Origin of the sequence: Amycolatopsis sp. NBC_01307, assembly GCF_035975215.1 — a bacterium.
Taxonomy (GTDB): Bacteria; Actinomycetota; Actinomycetes; order Mycobacteriales; family Pseudonocardiaceae; genus Amycolatopsis.
In genome coordinates this window covers 4915887-4934492 of sequence record NZ_CP108403.1, presented here as the reverse complement: position 1 = coordinate 4934492, position 18606 = coordinate 4915887, and the positions used below count along the sequence as shown (strand labels likewise).

Below are 18606 nucleotides of genomic sequence, written 5' to 3'. Positions count from 1 at the left end.
TACGTCAGATCGCGGGACGTTCGTTGACGATGAGTGCAGCCTCGTAGGATTGAGATCCGCGCTCATAGACGGTCACTGGCGGTTGTGCGCCACGCATGAGGGCTCGCCCAGATTCAATGGCGACCGTTACTGGAACTGATGCGACTAGGTGCCAACGTTTTGCGTCGGGGTACTGCGCCTCGGCAGTCGCTATTGCTCCCCGCCATTGAGCAGCGAAGTTGACCAGCGATTGCTCATTCGATATTAGGATCGGGCTGGGTGAGGCATTCATTGGTCGGACATCGATGCGCGGCGCTTCAGCGATCTCGCCAGGCAGGAGGTTGGTGTTCACCTCACTCGTGATTGCGCACACGAACACAACATCCTCGCTGTCGCAAGTACTCGAATCGTATTTCTCAACTACAACCTCGAAATTGACAGGTTCGTCCTGGGTGGCCCACGACCACCCGACGAACTGGTCGCGATGCTTCTGGAAGAGACGTGTGGGTGTCTTGTCGTCGAGGAGCCAGCCCAGATAGACCAGCAGCGGGATCGGAGCGATGGCAAAGACTGACATGTGCTCGACGTCGCGGCTGTCGATAGCCTGGTGCACGAGCGCGAGACTATCGGCGATGGACTGCTGGGCTGCGTCCCAGAATCCACGACCACCCACGGACCCGTGGATACGGCAAGTGAAGTCACCGCTACGTTGTGTCTCAACGAGTCCGAGATAGTTGCCAGCAAGAAGTGTTTCCGCGACCTCGCGCTGAGACGCGAGTGCAAGCGAACCATGAATCTGGCAGCCGACCCGTAAGGCCGCTGTCCGAGTCAGGCCGCCGTGCTCAGTGACCATCTCGATGCGGCGCTCGAATGTCTCCTTGATTTCGCGGAGTTTCTCAGGCGGGAAGAAGCCGATGTGTTCAGGATGGTCGATGATCTTATGGCAGTCGTGGCAGAGGAGGAGAAGATTCTCTTCAGCCTCGGTGTCCTCAACGCCGTCGTCGTAGTCGCGCCGCGGTGATTCTGAACTCTCGGTCGCGCCGATGTTGTGTGCCAGTTCGGCAAGAAGTACCGAATGAAGATATGTACGAGAGTCGCCGAGCAGGCGGCGGTTACATATCGTGCACCGACCGGCTGTTCGTGCCCACAAGGCGTTTCGGACGGAGTCTTTGATTGCCTCGCGTTTGACCGAGGTGTCTCGACAGTCGCTCGTAGTCATTGAGAAGTCCTGTGATTATGGTCAGTGGTCTGTGTTCGGATTATCCCATGTCAAGCGATGAGTGTAGCGAGCGACAGACCACTGTTTGCCGGATTGCTCGGGGTTATACTCACCATTCTAGTGCTGCAGCTACGGCAACGTCTCCACCCGCCTACTACGCCGGGCCCCGCCGGTCATCGCAGGCCTCCATATCCCCTGACTCCACCTGCGCGGGAGGTTTGCCGGGAAGTGGCTTCTGTGCCGCGGGGACGCGCCTGTGACGAAGCGCAGCGCGCATGGTCGTCACGCAGTGATCCCGAGCATGGTCCACGCGCTTGCGGTCGTAGTGCTCATCTAGATTCATCTCCGCATCGTCGACGCGAACCGGTTTCTGCCACGCCGTTTTCATCTGCCCGCCGACCTGGGCCTTCGCTTCGTTCGCGAGCAGCCGGTAGGCGGCCGCGACCTTGGGCGTCTCGATGTCGAGCAGCGCCTGGTGGAACGCGAGTCGCGAATAGATCCTGCTCATTTCCTCGGTGAGCTGCTGGCGCCCTTCCAGCGTTCCCGGCCGGCGCCGGATGCGGTACGGCATCTCCGCGTAGTCCTCGATGACGCTGAGCGCCTCACTGAACGCCAGGGCACGACGTTCGCGGCGCGCGGCACGCCGGTTCAATCCGTAGCTCAGTAGCGCGGTAAGCGCGCCGCCCAAGATCGCGAGCACTGCCGTCGTTTGCGTGGCCGTCCAAGTCATGGTGCGGCTACCAGTCCGGGGCTTCGGATCTCGTGGAGGATGTCGATGATTCCTCCGGCCCCGCCGGCCTCCCACTGATCCGGGCTCTTGCCGAAGAGCCGGTTGATGCCGTTCTGGCATGGCAGCTCGGCGAACGACACCGGATCCTCGCGGTGGCACCTGCGCAGCCACTCGAACGCGCCGCTGTAGGCCTCCCCGGGCGACGATGTCCGGTAGACGTTGTCGGGGACGTTGTACAGGAGACACTCGAGCAGGTATGACGGCGCGGCGCCTTCGGCGATCATCCGTTTTCGCTCGGCCATCCTCCGGTTGCGTTTGGCTGTTCGGACGACCTCCTTGAAACGGCCGCCGGTGGATAGGTCTTTCAGGTCGCCGCTACGCCGGTGCTGCTTGGGGAAGTTGACGATCCGTCGGCCTTCGCGGTCGCGGAAGAAGACGCCCTGCTCGTAGACCTCGACGCCCGGCGACGGGAACGCCGAGTATAGGCGGTATTCCGTCGCGAGGAGGATGTCGACCATCTCACCGAAGAGCGATTCCGGCGAGTCGACATTGACGCACCGGCGACCCATGCGCACGACGTAGGATTCACCCAGCGCGGCCAGGACGTCCTCGCGGAACTCTTCCCAGCCGTAGTGGCCGGCCTGGTAGCGTTCCCTGAAGTGGTCCATGCCGGGTTCATCGAGGGCATCAACGTTCGATTCGAACGGCATCTTGAGCATGAGGACGAGATCGATGTCGCTCGCATGCTCGATATAGGTGTTGTTGACCCGCGAGCCCTGGCCGAAGATCTCGTACGATCGCGCGTCGAGCAGAGGGGACCGGCGCAGTGCCTGGCGCAGCACGTCCTCGGCCCAGGACAACAGGAACGCGTCGGGCTGGACAGTCCGGGTAGCCGCATTCTTCTCGGCGACTGTGCGGCGCGCATGCCACGGCTCAGCTGTAAGCCCCAGCGTCAGAGGCGGCCGGACCACCACGGCAGCCATTAGGCGTCACATCCGAGCAGGACAGGGTCGCGGCCCCACAGTACCGGTCCGCGAAACGTCATGGTCATGACGCCAATTATGCATCGCTGGCGCCATCGATGATGAGTGACGCGCTGCAATCAAGTAGCGGCGTCGGTACTCGGTGAGTCCGGCCGAACTTGCGCTGACCTCGCCGTGCGCAGGCCAACGGAGGCCTCCAGGTCGTCCACACTTCGGTGGAAGCTACCCAGGGCGTACTTTGTCAAGTCCAGCACCGCGCAATACAGCCTTGACCTGGCGAACGGCCCTTGAGGTCAGCCCAGTAGAAGCGTTGTGGTCAGTGTGCAGGTCTCGGACACATCATTGCCCCATGGCGAGCCTGGGCCAGGCTGAGCGAAGCTCGCATGCCCCCTGCTCAGCCGAGGTGCAGCCGTGTAGATAGTGAGCAAGATCGTCCTCGGACACATAGTCAGGTCTCTGACCGGCAGCTTTGCGCGGCAGTCGAGATTGCTTACGGTAGAATCCCTGGTCAGGCGTGTGGGGGTTGACGTCCCCTTCGGTCGTGCACACTAACCACACAAGGCTGGTTGGCGGCTCTGAGCTTGACGACGCCGGGCAGTGCAGCGCGAGCCTTGGTCGCCGTGCCGGCCGGCTCAGCAGCGTCGCGCGTACGTGTACAACGTGCCATGGTTACGCGGATATGCCTATTCGTTCTATTAGGCCCCGCGTCAAGGTAAGGAGCTCTGGCTCGTAGTCCTCTTCGGCATGGTTGACGTTCCACAGTCCGGACCCGCGGACCTTCAAGCTCGCTGCGTGGTGGCCAAGCAGGTTGCGCTGGGGGATCCTGGAAGCCGGGCAGGTTTCAGCGTGAGCCGATGCTGTTTCGCTCGATGTATCCGCGCTGGCTGGTTTCGTCGGCGCTGGTGGGCACGACCGGTCATCGGAAGGGCATCCGGCCGATGTGGTTGCTGACTCTGTGTTCGATGTCTGCCTCGGCTGCCGACCACTCGGGCGGGCGGCGGGGACTGATCCACGCTTCTAGGGAGCTGGCGGGCATGCGGTCGCGGCTTATCAAAGCGCTCCCTCCCGACGGCCGAGATCGTCGACGTCCGGCAACAGGCTGGCTCCTGCTGTCCGCGCCTCGCACCTCTGCGTGAGTTGAAGTAGAGCGGCGCGCTGCCCCTGCAGGCAAGGTGAGGACTCTATCCTTCGGGAACATCTGCCGGACCCATCGAAGAGCAGAGCTGCCAGTCCTACCCGGAGGGCGATCACATCAGCGACCTCCGCGCGCCTCGAGTCCAGCAACAAGCAACCCGACGGTCCCGGCAGCAGCGCTATCGCGTGGTGCGCAGATCTGTTACACGTCACGCTCAAATTATTCGCAGGTTAACTCAATCGTCGCACCCGAATCGGATATGTCGTCCTTATTGCCTGAGTCGCGAACGTAAATGTTTGTGTGTTGCACTTGGTTTGGGATTTGCCAACACTAGAGATTGAGATGTTCAAGGATCTGAACTGCATTGGCCATGAGCCGTCCCGGAACGTCCGATGGTCGTACCACGCAAGCTGGTCTGTAACGGATCTCGAAGCCAACGCGACTGATCGCTGTCTGCTCCGGGCAAGCTGGCCGTTCGCTCGATCGTGTTGTGTCTCGACCGCAGAACTCTAACGGCAGCAGGGTGATCAGTGAGGGGGCCGTGATGTCGAGCAGTATCTCGACCGATGCAGAACTGACCACTGGCGCGCTTGTTTCCGTTCGTGGACAGAAATGGGTAGTCAGCGACGTCGATCCCGCCGATTCGAGCACGCTCGTAATGCTGCAGAGCGTCGATGAGGGCCGTTTCGGAGAGACGCTGGAGGTCATCTGGGAGGTCGAGCGCGGCAGGCAGGTACTGCCGAGCGGCTCGCTTCCCACAGTCACCACCAAAGGTTTCGATCCGCCGGAGCAACTTGCCGCGTTCCTGGACGCTGTCCGTTGGTCTGCAGTGACCTCGGCTGACGTCGGGACCTTGCAGGCGCCGTTCCGTTCGGGCGTCGCCATCGAGGACTACCAACTCGAGCCGGTTGCCCGTGCCATCCGTGCGCCCCGAGTGAACCTCCTTCTCGCGGATGATGTGGGGCTTGGGAAGACGATCGAGGCTGGCCTCGTGGCGCAGGAACTTCTGCTTCGGCATCGTACGCAGCGGATCATGATTGTTTGCCCCGCCGGGCTCACGATAAAGTGGCGGGACGAGATGGCCGAGAAGTTCGGCCTCGACTTCACCATCATCGACTCCGACCGTTGCGCGCAGGTCCGCCGCGACTACGGCAGCGCTGCCAACCCGTTCAACGTCTACCCACTGAGCATCATCAGCTTGCCCTGGCTGCGCGGTGCGAAGGCCCAGCGGTTGCTCGACGAGGTGCTACCCGTCGACGGACCTACGTACCCGCGCACGTTCGACCTCCTGATCCTGGACGAAGCCCACCACGTCGCGCCGGCCGCGCCGAAGCAGGTGTACGCGGTGGACTCGCAGCAGACCAAGCTGATTCGCCGACTCGCGCCACACTTCACCCACCGACTGTTCCTGTCCGCTACCCCGCACAACGGCTACCAGGCCTCCTTCACTGCGCTGCTGGAGATCCTGGACGACCAGCGCTTCGCCCGTGGCGTCGAACCAGACCGTTCGGCAGTCAAAGAGACCGTGGTGCGACGCCTGAAGCGGGACATCACCAACGCTGACGGCACTCCCCGCTTCCTCGCGCGCAAGACCGAACCACTCCTCGTCGAATACCCGGCGAGCGAGCGCGAGATCCACCAGCTGCTGACCCAGTTCGCCGAGCTGCGCCGCAAGAAGCTGACCACCCGGAGGAGCCGCAAAGCCACGGACCTCATCACCCTGCTACTGAAGAAGCGGCTGTTCTCCAGCCCGGCGGCATTCGCCCACACCGTCGCGGTCTACCAGGAGACGCTGCGGTCGAAGACCCGGGCGCTCAGCGTTGCAGGCGATGACATCCCGGCGTGGATGGAGGACTTCTTCGACGACATTGCCACCTACGACGATGAGCTCTTGGCCGAGGCTGAGGACGACGCGCTCGGCCGCTCACGGCCCATGCAGCCCGACGCGGACGAGGACGAGCAGTCGCTGCTGGAGCGGATGCACCGGTGGGCACGCACGCACGACGCAGAGCCCGACGCCAAGGCGCGCGTGCTGATCAACTACCTCAAAGGCGTGTGCAAACCCGACGGCAAGCGGTGGACCGACGACCGGGTCGTGGTGTTCACCGAGTACCGCGACACCCAGCATTGGCTCGTCGAACTGCTTCGCCAGGAGGGCCTAGGCGGGGACGGCGTGTATCAGTTGCACGGCGGGATGAGCAACGAGGAGCGCGAGCAGTTGCGGCTGGCGTTCCAGAAGGCTCCCGCCGAGCACCCCGTGCGGATCCTGGTGGCCACCGACGCCGCAAGCGAAGGGATCGACCTGCAGCGCCACTGCCACCGCCTGGTCAACTACGACATCCCGTTCAACCCCAACAAGCTCGAGCAGCGCATCGGCCGCATCGACCGCTACGGACAGAACCACACGCCCGACATCCGGCACTTCGTCGGCACCGGCTGGGAGGGCAAGGTCGACTCCTACGAGGCCGACCTGGAGTTCCTCTCCCGCGTGGCTACCAAGGTCGCCCGGATGGAGGCCGACCTCGGGTCGGTCAACGCCGTGCTCGCCGACGCGGTGCAACGCCGCATGCTCGGCCAGCTCAAGGACTTTGACGTCGACAAGGCCGGCGCGAAGAAGGATCAGCTACCGGCCGAACAGAACGTCCGCGAGCAGGTCCGCAAGCTGCGCGCCAACCTCGACGAGACGGTCGCGGAGCTGGGCATCACGCCGTCGCGCGTCAAGCGGGTCGTGGACACCGCGCTGACCCTGGCCAGGCAACAGCCGTTGCGCGCTGACGACACAAGCAGTGCGTTCGTGGTGCCGACCCTGACCGGCTCGTGGGTTCGCGCGAGCGAGGGACTGATCGAGAAGTTCCAGCCGGAGAAGCACAAGCGCAACGAGGTCCCGAAACAGCTGCCGGTCACCTTCGACGCCGCGGTCGCGCGCGGCCGCGACGACATCGTGCTCGCGCACCTGAACCACCCGCTGGTCGCGATGTCCACCCGGCTGCTGCGCGCGGCGGTGTCCAACGACGACATCGACCTGCACCGCGTCACCGCTGTGGTCAGCGATGATCCACGATTGGAAGACGTGCTGGTCGGCGCGTACTCCCGTTTCCTGATCGTGGGTGCCGATGGCGTGCGGCTGCACGAGGAGGTCCTGCACGCCGGTGGCTGGGCCCCGGAGCAGGGACGCTTCCGTCGGGTGGAGAATCTCGGGCTGCTCGACGACATCCTGGACCGCGCCCTCGCGGACGGCACGCCCGCCGCCGAACCGGTCCGGCGCCGCATCGCCGAGCGCTGGACGAGGATCGCCGACGGCCTGCTCCGCGCGATCGACTGGCGCACCACCACTCGCCTCGACTCGCTGCGCCGGGCGCTGAGCCAGCGTGAGGATGCCGAACGCAAGCGCATCACCGCGACCATCGATCAATTCGCCGCTACCCTGCGCTCCGCGCTCGCCGAGGACCAGGAGGACGCGCTGTTCAGCCGCCTCGACCTGGAGAAAACCAGGGACGAGCGCGAGCAGTACCGGCGCGACCGCAGGCGCTGGGAAACGCGGCTGACCGAGCTGGCCGCCGAGCGGCAACGCGAGCTCGACGCGATCGCTGCCCGCTACCGCCATCAGGAGCCGCACCGGTTCCCGGTCGCCGTGGTGTTCGTCGTGCCGAAGAGGGAGGCGATCCGATGAGACCCCGTCGTTCGCACGCGCCGGACAGCGCGCAACAGCACCGGGACTGGCTCAGTCTCATCGAGGTCAGCGGCCCGTTCCTCTCCCTTCCGGTGCTGCGCTCAACCTGGTCCACCCTCGATGCGCTGGACAAACCGACGAAGGAGAAGCTGCGGCTCGCGCACGCCACGTGGCAGGAGAACACCGCGTCCGGGCAACGCGGCTGGATCGACTACATCCTCGGCGAGCTGCTCGAATGGGGCGACGCGCTGCGCTGGGCCGAGGATGAGGATTTCGACGCCCTGTCGATGGATGTGGCCGAGCATGACGCTCGCGTCACGCCGGCGTTTGCGCTGGTCGATCCGGGTGAGGATGCCAAGCCTCGCACCACGCAGGTACTTGGGCTGATCTGTGCGCCGGGCACCCAGCCGACCGCGCGGATCAAGGGCGAGACCTGGGCCGCCACCCCGGTGGACCGGCTCGCGCGGCTGTGCCGGCACCACGAGGTGCAGCTCGGCCTGGCCACCGACGGCCGCTGGTTGGTGCTGGTGTCGGCGCCGCGCGGCAAGGTCACCACCACGGCCGTGTTCGATACCGTCGCCTGGAACGAGGCGGCCGAACTCGATGTTGCGCGCGCATTTGTGTCGATGCTGCGCCGCTCTCGGTTCTACGGGGTGCCGGATAACGAGAAGCTCGTCGAACTGCTGCGCAAGAGCGAGGATGCCCCGGAGGAGATCACCGAAGCGCTCGGTGTGCAGGTCCGCCAAGCTGTCGAACTGCTGGTCGCCGCGATCGGGCGCGCCGACACCGCCCAGCGCGACCGCGGCGAGAAGGGCCTCGACGTCGACGCCTGCGAGGTCTACCGGGGCGCCGTCACCGTAATGATGCGCATCGTTTTCTGCTCTATGCAGAGGAACGCAAACTGCTGCCCTCCGACAGCCCCCTGTACGCCAGCACCTACTCGGCTGGCCGGTTGTGCGCGCAGCTCGAACAGCAGGCGCAAGAGGGCAGCGAAGACGACCTGGAATACAGCGGCGTCGCCTGGCACCGGCTGCTTGCCTTGTTCGACGCGGTCTACTACGGCATCAGCCACCCCAGATTGCGGATGCATGCCCACAACGGCTCGCTGTTCGGCCCGTTCAATTACACCTGGCTGCCGCCCAACATCGACGACCGCACCGTGCTGCACATGCTCCGCGCCGTGCAATACGTGGAGGTCGGCACCGGCCACTCGAAGGAACGTCGCAAGCTGTCCTTCCGTGAGCTGGACGTCGAGCAGATCGGCTACGTCTACGAGGGCCTGCTCTCCTTCGACGGCTTCCGCGCCGACGACGTCACTCTCGGGCTGATCGGCAAAGCCGGGCTGGAGGAGGAAGTCCGGCTCCGTGACCTGACGAGACTGGCCACTCAATGCCTGGATGTGCCTGCCCTCGCCGCCGCGCTTGCCGAGGAGTACAAGAAATCCGGGATCGGTTCCCCACGTGCTCTGGAGAAGAAGCTTGCGCCCCTGATCGGAGTCGAGAAGGAGGACGCCCGCCGCAAGCTGCTCGCCGTCACCCGTGGCGACGCGGCACTGACCGATCAGCTGTTGGTCTTCTTCGACATCATCCGCCAGGACCTGCGCGAGCAACCCGTCGTAATCATGCCGGGCGAGCTGTTCGTCACCGAGTCACCGCTGCGCAAGAACACTGGCACCCACTACACCCCGCGCTTCCTGGCCGAGCAGATCGTCGATGGCACCCTCGAACCTCTGGTCTACGAGCCTGGGCCGCTGCAAACAGCGGACAAAAACGAGTGGAAACTCAAGTCGTCCAGCCAGATCCTCGCGCTCAACGTCGCCGACATCGCGATGGGTTCTGCTGCGTTCCTCGTCGCCGCCGCTCGCTATCTTGGCGAAAAACTCATCGAAGCCTGGACTCTCGAAGGCGACGACCGAGTACGGGACAACCGCGCCCCGGATACTGAGCGTGACGCCGACCAGGATCCGGTAGTGATCGAAGCCCGCAGGCAGATCATCGAACACTGCCTCTACGGCGTCGACATCAACCCCATGGCCGTCGAAATGGCCAAACTCTCCCTCTGGCTCGTCTCGATGGACCCACACCGGCCCTTCACGTTCCTCGACGACCGGCTCGTAGCGGGCGACTCCCTACTCGGCATCACGTCGCTGGACCAGCTCGAGTGGATGCACATGGACCCGGAGAAGGGGCGCCAAATCCACCAGCGTGGGTTGGTCGACTTCACAGCCGAGAACCGGGAACTAGTCGCCGAAGTCGCTGCCACACGCCGCACGGTCGCCAACATCGACGGGACGACCCTCGCCGGCCTCGCACGCAAACGACAGGTGCTTGCGGATCTCGAACAGAAGTCGAGCCGCGCCCGCCTGCTCGCTGACCTCTGCGTGGGCGCTGCGCTCGTCCACGCCAAACGCGGCGATAACGGACTGCGAATTGGCTCCGTCACCGCCGCCGACTACGCGCGCCGAATCGACACGGCGGAGATGGAGACACGTGAACAGGCAGAAGACTGGCTCGAGACCGAGCGCCCAGACGGCGGATTTGGTCGAGTACCGGTGCACTGGCCATTAATCTTTCCCGAGGTCTTCGAGCTGGGAGGGTTCGATGGGATAGTCGGTAATCCTCCATACCTTGGCGGACCAAAGATATCCCCAACGCATGGCGAGGCCTACCGCAAGTACCTAACTGAAGTAGTGGCACGGGGCGGCAATGGTCGAGCCGACCAAGTCGCTTACTTTGCAATAGTTGCCCATACCTTGCTCCGCAAGTCAGGGCAAAGCGGCCTGCTGGCCACTGACACTTTGGCTCAGGGCGACACAATGGAAACCGGACTTGAACTATTGGTCCGCGAGGGCGCGATCATTCGTCGAGCAATCAAGAGCAAGAAATGGCCTACAAAGAGCGCAGGAATACAGTACTGTGCCGTCTGGTCCAGCAGATCAGATCTTCCGAATGCTCTCGATCGAATATTGGATGGAGAGGCCGTTTCGCGCATATCCCCAGCGCTGGAGCCAGCGAGTACAGTCTCTTCCGTCCGTCACAAGCTCGACTCTAGCAAGGGAATTGCATTTGTCGGTCACGACATTAAAGGGGCGGGGTTCATCCTGTCAAGATCGGACGTGGTCAGGCTCATTGAGAGCGATCCGAGGAGCAGTGATGCGATCAGCCCCTACATCAAAGGTGACGAACTGAACCAGTCGACACAAATAGCTGCCACCTCTCATATAATAAACTTTCAAGATTGGTCGATCGAACAAAGCCGTGCGTATTCAGCATGTTTTCAAGTGGTGCAAACGCGCGTAAAACCTGAACGCGACACTAAGAATAGAAAATCCCATAGGGTCAATTGGTGGCGATACGCTGACTACAGGAAGGGATTGGAGGCTGCCACCCAATGCCTGGACACTGTCATCGCCATGACTCTACATAATAAACATATGATTCCTACCTTTGGTCCGGGCCACACGATCTATTCCCATGGCTGTGTCGTGTTTGCAACCTCCGACGCTGCCATGTTGTCTATTATCAGTAGTTCCGTACATTATTTGTGGGCAACTACAGGTGGGGCATCGACACTATCCACGACTTCACGTTACGCTCCGTCAGATAAATTCGAAACGTTTCCGCTTCCCGACTTCACGGTCGATCTGCGAGAGTCCGGCGAGCGTCTAGCTGCTTTCCGTCGTGAAGTGAGCCGAGCTAGGAACTCTGGACTGACAAAGATATATAATCAGGTCTTCGACCCAGCTTGTATAGACGCCGACATCGAAAACCTCCGTCGCATCCACCAGATGATAGACGAGGCAACGATCCGCGCATACGGGTGGGAGGACCGGATCGCGGCGGTTGGAGGGCTGGATCAGGGCTTCCACAAGGTCGGCCGGCAGACGCGATACACCATTGGCCCGGCCGCTCAACGGGTGGTTCTCGACAGCTTGCTGGACCTGAACCACGAGCGGTACGCCGAGGAGGTCGCGCAGGGTCTGCACGACAAGAAGGGTAAAACTAAGCGCGCTGACGGGACGTTGTTCTGATGACCAGCGACGGCCTCTTCCCGAAACCGGACAGCGCGCCAACATCAGCCGTGTCGCCGTTGGACGTCGAGCAGTCCTTTTCCGACGCCGGTTCGTTCGAGGTGCGCGATGAGTTCCAGGACCTGGTGGAGCGGGATTTGCTCGGGCCATGGGATGGCGACGCCGAGAAGTTCAGACCGCGCGCGATGGGGCCGCGCGAGCGGTACCTCGTCGGGATGCTAGGGCCGAAGCGCGCACCGAGGTCCACTATGGACGATGCCGACGCCACAACCGATACCGAGTCTGGGGTACAGGGCGACGCGCGGGGCGAGGAAGGCGGCGAGCTGCCCGACATTCTCACGCCGCAGAACCTCGGGCGGATCTGGGCGTCATCGATGGGGCTGTCCTTTTGTGTAGGCGCGGACACTGACGTAGTGGTTGTCACCGCGAGCTGGGGGCGCTACTTCAAGCACGAGTCCGAGGATGCCGAGGGGCGAAAGCGCAGTGTGTGGGCGCGCGAGCCGATGGAGTTCCAACCTGAGCTCCGGCTCGACGGCGAGCGGGACTTCCGCGTGCCGCTGAGCGTGGTCGATCCGAGTGATCCAGGTGTGTCGCTGGCGGTCGCGGTTCGCCCGGCGGGAAGCACCCGCACGATTGAGGTGACGCTCATCAATGCACAAGAGGAACCAGAGTCGAATCGGGACGCGGCGTGGATCTTCCAGACCAAGCTGACTGTCACTGCGCTGGACAGCACCGCGCCGATCTTCGTGCCGATCGACGATCCGATGGCCGACGCGAACCCCGTCGTGGAGGACCAGGAGGAGCTGCACCTGCGACTGCTGTATCGCGACCAGATGAAGTTCGCCACCGGGCAGAACGTTGCGGTGCACGCACACACAGAGCTGGCGATCCGGCGCGCGCACAAGCTGGAGACCCGGTGGCTGCCGACCCACGACGTGCCGGCCACCATCGCGCAGGTCGGCGCGGGCACGGCACTGGCCAACGCGGAGCTGTCGATGGACGCACTCGCGACGGCCGAGCCGGAGGCGTTGCGCACGGGGCTCTCACCGCTGGCGGATGGGTACGCCGCCTGGCTCGACAAGCGCAAGCGGAAGATTGTCGCATTGCCAGAAGCGCTGCGAGGTCCGGCCGAGGGTGCGGTGTTCAGGGCACGAATCGCGCACCGACGCATCAGCGCGGGCATCAGGCTGCTCACCGACCCGGAATCACCACGCCACAAGGAGGCGTTGCGGGCGTTCCGGTTCGCTAACGAGGCGATGGCGATGCAGCGGCGGCACACGGAGATCGCGCTGCGCCGCGCGGACCCGGTGGTCTCCTACGCTGACGCCGAAGCGGACGTGAAGAGCCTGAGAGCCAAGGTGGCCTCGTGGCGTCCATTCCAGCTCGCCTTCGTCCTGCTCAACCTGCCTGCCATCACCGACCCCGACCACACCGAGCGAGCGGCGAGCCCGGACGCGACTGTCGACCTGCTGTTCTTCCCGACCGGTGGCGGCAAGACGGAGGCTTACCTGGGGTTGACCGCTTACACGTTCGCGATCCGTCGGCTGCAGGGCGTCGTCGGGACTGGGGAGGACGCTCGCAACGGGGCGGCGGGGGTGGCGGTGCTGATGCGCTACACGCTGCGGCTGCTGACCGCGCAGCAGTTCCAGCGCGCGGCGGCGTTGATCTGCGCCGCCGAGGTGTTGCGGCGGGCGGACGAGTCCACGTGGGGCGGCGAGCCGTTCCGGATCGGGCTGTGGGTCGGTGGGACGGTGTCGCCGAACTGGTTCGACCAGGCCAGGGATCAGATCGCCGAGGCCCGCGAGGCCGGTCAGAGCAAGCGGGCGAACGTGCTGCAGACGCTGTCCTGCCCGTGGTGCGGCAGCAAGCTCGAGGCACACCGGGACCTGCATGTCGACACCGTCGCGCGGCGGCTCTTCCTGTACTGCCCGAACGCCGAGGGCGCGACCGCCTGCCCGTTCGCCCGCACCAAGTCTCCCGAAGGTCTACCGATCCTCACCGTGGACGAGGAGATCTACCGCTACGCTCCGAGCCTGGTCATCGCCACGGTGGACAAGCTCGCGCAGCTGCCGTGGCGGGGGTTCGCGGGGATGTTGTTCGGCCGCGTCTCCCAGTATTGTCCCCGGCACGGGTATCGGCACGAGGATCTGGACTCGCGCACTGGTTGCGGCGTGCGGCACAACGCGAAGGGAACGCTGCCGACGGTAGCCAGCCGACCGGTGGTGCGGCTGCGGCCACCGGATCTGATCATCCAGGACGAGCTGCACCTGATCTCCGGGGCGCTGGGCACCATCGTCGGGCTGTTCGAAGCCGCCGTGGACGAGCTGTGCACCTGGACGACGCCGTCCGGTGGCGAAGCGGGACCGAAGATCGTCGCCTCGACCGCCACCACCAAGCGCGCCCGCGAGCAGGTGCGCGGAGTGTTCGGACGGGACTTGGAGATCTTCCCGCCGCAGGTCACCGAGGTCACGGACACGTTCTTCTCCCGGCAAGTTCCGGTGTCCGCGGCCAACCCCGGCCGACGCTACCTCGGTATCTGCGCGCACGGCGTGCGCCTGAAGTCCGCCGAGATCCGGCTCGCCGAGATCCTGCTGATCGCGGGCCAGACCATGTTCGACGCGCACGGCGAAGCGGCCGATCCGTACATGACGCTGGTCGGCTACTTCAACGCCACCCGCGAGCTGGCTGGCATGCGGCGCTACCTCGACGACGACGTCGCCACCAGGGTCCGCCGCCACGGCCGCAGCAAGGGACTGTCCGACCGGATCATCGGTGCCACCGCGATGCTCACCATCCAGGAGCTGACCTCGCGAATCTCCTCGGGCGACATCAGCGACGTGCTCAAACGCCTCGAGATCGGCTTCGACGCCGACCTGGACACCAGCACCCGCCGCCGGGCGATCAATCAGAACTTCGGCGACGTGCTCACCGCGAACAAGGGCAAGACGGCGCAGAGCAAGGACCGCGCCGAGTTCCACCCCGTCGCCGAACGGCGGAGCGCTCGACTCAAGGACGACCGGGTCCCGGTCGACGTGGTGCTGGCGACCTCGATGCTGCAGGTCGGAGTCGACGTATCCCGATTCGGGTTGATGGTCGTGACTGGCCAGCCGAAGAACACCGCTGAGTACATCCAGGCCTCCTCGCGCGTCGGCCGCGACCCGCTCCGCCCCGGTCTCGTGGTGACGCTCTACAACTGGACCCGGCCGCGCGATCTTGCGCACTACGAGGACTTCGAGCACTACCACGCTACCTTCTACCGCCAGGTCGAAGCGCTGTCCGTCACCCCGTACACCCGGCGGGCGCTGGATCGCGGCACGACCGGCACCTTCGTCGCCGCGGTCCGCAACATTGTCGAGGGCAACTCGCGAAACGCCGACGCGTACGACGTCCAGCTGGACGATCCGCTGGTGCGCCGCCTCATCACGCGTCTCCTCGCCCGCGCCGACGTCGTGGCTGGCGAGCGCGGACGGGGCTATCTCGAGGAGCGCATCAAGAGCCTCACCGACATCTGGAACCAAGCTAAGAAAGGCTCCACCCGACTCGGCTACGAGACCGGCTCGTCCAACAAGCAACGGCTGATCGGACTGCTCACCAAGCCAGGCGAGGGCAAATGGACCGACACCACGGTCGGCATGTCCATGCGCGAGACCGAGAACGAGATCAACCTGCTCCTGCCCGGCAGCGGCGAGTTCTTCCAACCCACCTACAACGCACCCGACTGGTCCTTCGCCCCGCCCGACGGCGCCACCGACGAAGAGGACGCACCCGAGGGCGACGAAATGGGCGAGTCGGACCTGACCGCCAAGAGGCAGGGATCCTGATGTGCGCCCAGTACCGCCGTCGAGTAGGCGCCGTCCGCCCCAGTCACCTGATGTTCACCAGCGGTGTCGGCGCGCTCGTCGACCTGCCGAACTTCTCGGTCCTGGTGCAAGGTTTGGATGACTGGCGCTACGACAACATCCCGGAGTGGGAGCCGATCAAGGAAGAGCGGCTGCTGGCGGCGGTGAAGACGTTGCACGGCAAGCGCCATGTCGAGCAGCTGCGCCCAGCGCCGTGGCTGGAAGGGCTGGACGGCGACCCGCGCGGCCCGGCGTCCCGCATCGGCGTGCCGACCACTCCCTTCCCCGCGTGGCTCCGCTGCACGGTGTGCAACGAACTCGGCCCCATCGACTCGCAGGTGTTCGGCTTCGAGAACGAGAAGCCGACACGCCCGCACGAGGCCCGCTTCTTTCACGACTCGTGCGGACGCAAGCGCTCCGGGCGCAAGCCGCTCGTTGTCGCCGCCCGCTTCGTGCTGTCCTGCACGGCCGGCCACCTCGATGAGTTCCCGTACAGCCACTACGTGCATCGCGGGGGGCCGTGCGTCAAGGCCAGCCACCCACGGCTGCAGATGGAGGATCGCGGCGGCAACATCGGAGCGAACGTCGAGATCCGCTGCATCGCATGCGGTGAGCGCCGCAACATGCGCGAAGCGATGGGCAAGCGCAACGAGCAGAACCTGCCCCGCTGTCGAGGCCGTAATGCCCACCTCGGCACCTTCGATCCACAAGGGTGCGACCGCGACCCCAAGGTCCTGGTGGTCGGCGCATCCAACCAATGGTTTTCGCAAACGCTGTCCGCGCTCGTTGTCCCCCGCAGCGGTGCCAACGAGCTGCAGGCCAAGGTCGAGCAGCACTGGGTGCAGATCTCCAGGCTCCCGAAGGCGATGTATGCCTACGGCCGAGAGAACGTCACCGCATTCAAAGAGCTCGCGAAGTGGACCGACGACGAGATCGACGCCGCAGTCGCTACCGTCCAGGCGATCAAAGAGGGCTCCCAACAGGCGCCCACGTCCGGCTATCCGGACCTGCGCACGCCAGAGTGGGAGATCTTCTCAGCGCAGCAGCTCCCCGAACCAAACGACGACTTCGCACTGCGCCGCGACCCCGACGGTGTCCCGGACCCGCTGAAGGGCCTCTTCGCCGACGTCATCCAGGTTGAGCGGCTCCGCGAGGTGCGCGCCCTGGTCGGCTTCACCCGCCTCGATTCCCCAGACCCCGATGACCCTGAGCTCGTCAGGCCTGCGCCACTGTCCCGCGACGACCCGAAATGGGTGCCTGCCGGCGAGGTCCGGGGCGAGGGCATCTTCCTGCGTATCCCCGAACAACTGCTGGCTGAGTGGGAGCAGCGTGTCGACGGGTCGACCGCGCTGTCCTGCCACCGGGCCGCCTACGCCGAGTTCCGCAAGAACCGCTACTCCGACCGCATCGCCGCGCAGTTCGATCCCATGATGCACTGGCCGGGTGCACGCTTCATCGCGCTGCACACCCTGTCCCACCTGCTCATCCGAACTATCGCGCTCGACTGCGGTTACAACGCGGCGAGCCTGTCCGAGCGGATCTACGCCGGGAACGAGGATGACCCCCGCAGCGGCATCCTGATCTACACCGCCGTACCGGACGCCGAAGGCAGTCTCGGTGGGCTGGTGTCCCAGGCCGAGCCCGAGCGGCTCGTGCGCCTGACCCGACGCGCCCTGCATGACGCGAAACGGTGCTCGTCCGACCCGCTGTGCAAGGAAAGGCTGCCGCAGCCGCCGGCCGACTTCCTGCACGGCGCTGCCTGCCACGTCTGCCTGTTCGTCTCAGAGACCACCTGCGAGCGCGGCAACCGCTTCCTCGACCGCCGCTTCGTAGTGCCCATCGACGACCCCAAGCTCGCCCTGTTCCCCGACCTGCCGTGAACGCGTTCGAGAAGGCCGCCGCCGCGGCGGCTCCTCATCTGGGAGTCGTCGCAATGCGTGGCCTGGCTGACCGCATCGGATCCGGCTGGCCGGCCGCGGCGATCCTCGGCTGGGTCGGCCACGCCCTGAGTGAGACCGCAGCATCCGTCCTGGCTACGCGCGACGAGGCTGCCGGCAACGCGGAGGCTGCCGCCTACTTGCGCGGGCTCGCGGCGGCCTATGAACAACTGACCGCCGCCGTCAGTGTGGAAACCGTGTGGAGCGGACCCAGCAGCCACTCCGTACCCGTCCGGGCCACGGCACAAGCGCTGACCGAGGTCATCGCGCATGCTCAGCATGAACTCCTGCTCATGACCTACTCGGCCAAGCCCCACCCCGACATCCGCACGGCGCTCGCTGCCGCCGGAGCACACGGCGTCGAGATCACCGCCGTCGTCGAGACCTTACAAGGTGCGGGCAGTGCGCTGGCCGGGGCGGAACCGGCTGCGGCGTTCGCCGCGATTCCCGGCGTCCAGCTCTGGCACTGGCCCGTCCCGCAGCGCACTGAACCAGGTTCCAAGATGCACGCCAAGCTCGCCGTCGCCGACCGCCGCGTTCTGCTGGTGTCCAGCGCCAATCTCACCCAGTCCGGCGTGGCCAAGAACATCGAAGCTGGGCTCCTTGTTCGCGGAGGACACACCCCACGCCGAGTCGCCGAGCACATCGCCGAACTGAAAGCCGCGAACGTGCTGAAACGACTGCCGGCGACCAACCAATGACCATGAATGGAGCAGCGCGTGAGCCTTTCGGTACACGTTGTCGGGGCGGAACAGCTCGCTGAGCCACTCGTTGGCCACGGTGCGCCAACTCGTTCAGTCCCGCCTCGTCCAGGTCAGCTGCTCCTCATTGGGGCACTTCGCCGTGCGGTTGCGAAGACGTTCCGTCCGTTGCCAACGTATGACTACAGCCTTGACCTGCTGAACCGTGACCGATCAGCACAGCGAAAGCCGTGTAGATAGTGAACAAGATCGTCCTCGGACACTGGGTTCGTGTCCCTAGGGACACGAACCTTGCCAGCCAGCTGAGGCGTGATGACTTCCCGCGATGTCGGTGCTCTCTGCTATGCCTTGAGCATGTTTGCCCACCGGGGGACCGTCGCCGA

The 18606-nt window shown here is 64.8% G+C and carries 9 protein-coding genes; 6 read left to right on the top strand and 3 right to left on the bottom strand.

Annotation, left to right across the window (positions count from 1 at the left end; genetic code table 11):
• Positions 1-4 precede the first annotated feature (4 nt).
• The 3 genes from OG439_RS20450 to OG439_RS20440 form a co-directional block, all read right to left on the bottom strand.
• On the bottom strand, positions 5-1198 hold the full coding sequence (locus OG439_RS20450; protein WP_326950964.1) for an SAVED domain-containing protein: 1194 nt from the start codon (positions 1196-1198) through the stop codon (positions 5-7).
• A gap of 154 nt (positions 1199-1352) precedes the next feature.
• A complete protein-coding gene (locus OG439_RS20445; RefSeq protein WP_326950963.1) occupies positions 1353-1898 on the bottom strand; it encodes a hypothetical protein in 546 nt (181 codons plus the stop codon).
• Positions 1899-1924: 26 nt separating this feature from the next.
• Positions 1925-2911 (bottom strand): hypothetical protein, encoded by a 987-nt coding sequence (locus OG439_RS20440; RefSeq protein ID WP_326950962.1) that lies wholly within the window; start codon positions 2909-2911, stop codon positions 1925-1927.
• 1679 nt (positions 2912-4590) lie between these two features.
• Between OG439_RS20440 and drmD the strand changes: the two genes are divergently transcribed.
• From drmD to drmC, 6 genes are all read left to right on the top strand, one after another.
• Positions 4591-7716 (top strand): DISARM system SNF2-like helicase DrmD, encoded by a 3126-nt coding sequence (gene drmD / locus OG439_RS20435; RefSeq protein ID WP_326950961.1) that lies wholly within the window; start codon positions 4591-4593, stop codon positions 7714-7716.
• Entirely contained in the window at positions 7713-9044 is a 1332-nt protein-coding gene (locus tag OG439_RS20430) for a hypothetical protein (RefSeq protein ID WP_326950960.1), read from the top strand. Before drmD ends, OG439_RS20430 begins: the two co-directional genes overlap by 4 nt.
• 293 nt (positions 9045-9337) lie before the next feature.
• Positions 9338-11746 carry an Eco57I restriction-modification methylase domain-containing protein gene (locus OG439_RS20425; protein ID WP_326951578.1) on the top strand — a complete coding sequence of 803 codons (2409 nt, stop codon included), beginning with the start codon at positions 9338-9340 and terminating at the stop codon, positions 11744-11746.
• Complete coding sequence (gene drmA, locus OG439_RS20420; RefSeq protein ID WP_326950959.1) at positions 11746-15567, top strand: DISARM system helicase DrmA; 3822 nt, start codon at positions 11746-11748, stop codon at positions 15565-15567. The genes OG439_RS20425 and drmA overlap by 1 nt, the downstream gene beginning before the upstream one ends.
• The gene (locus tag OG439_RS20415; protein ID WP_326950958.1) at positions 15567-17465 is read left to right on the top strand and encodes a DUF1998 domain-containing protein; all 1899 of its coding nucleotides are present in this window, start codon (positions 15567-15569) and stop codon (positions 17463-17465) included. The genes drmA and OG439_RS20415 overlap by 1 nt, the downstream gene beginning before the upstream one ends.
• Entirely contained in the window at positions 17462-18223 is a 762-nt protein-coding gene (gene drmC / locus OG439_RS20410; RefSeq protein ID WP_326950957.1) for a DISARM system phospholipase D-like protein DrmC, read from the top strand. Before OG439_RS20415 ends, drmC begins: the two co-directional genes overlap by 4 nt.
• The last annotated feature ends 383 nt before the right edge of the window (positions 18224-18606 follow it).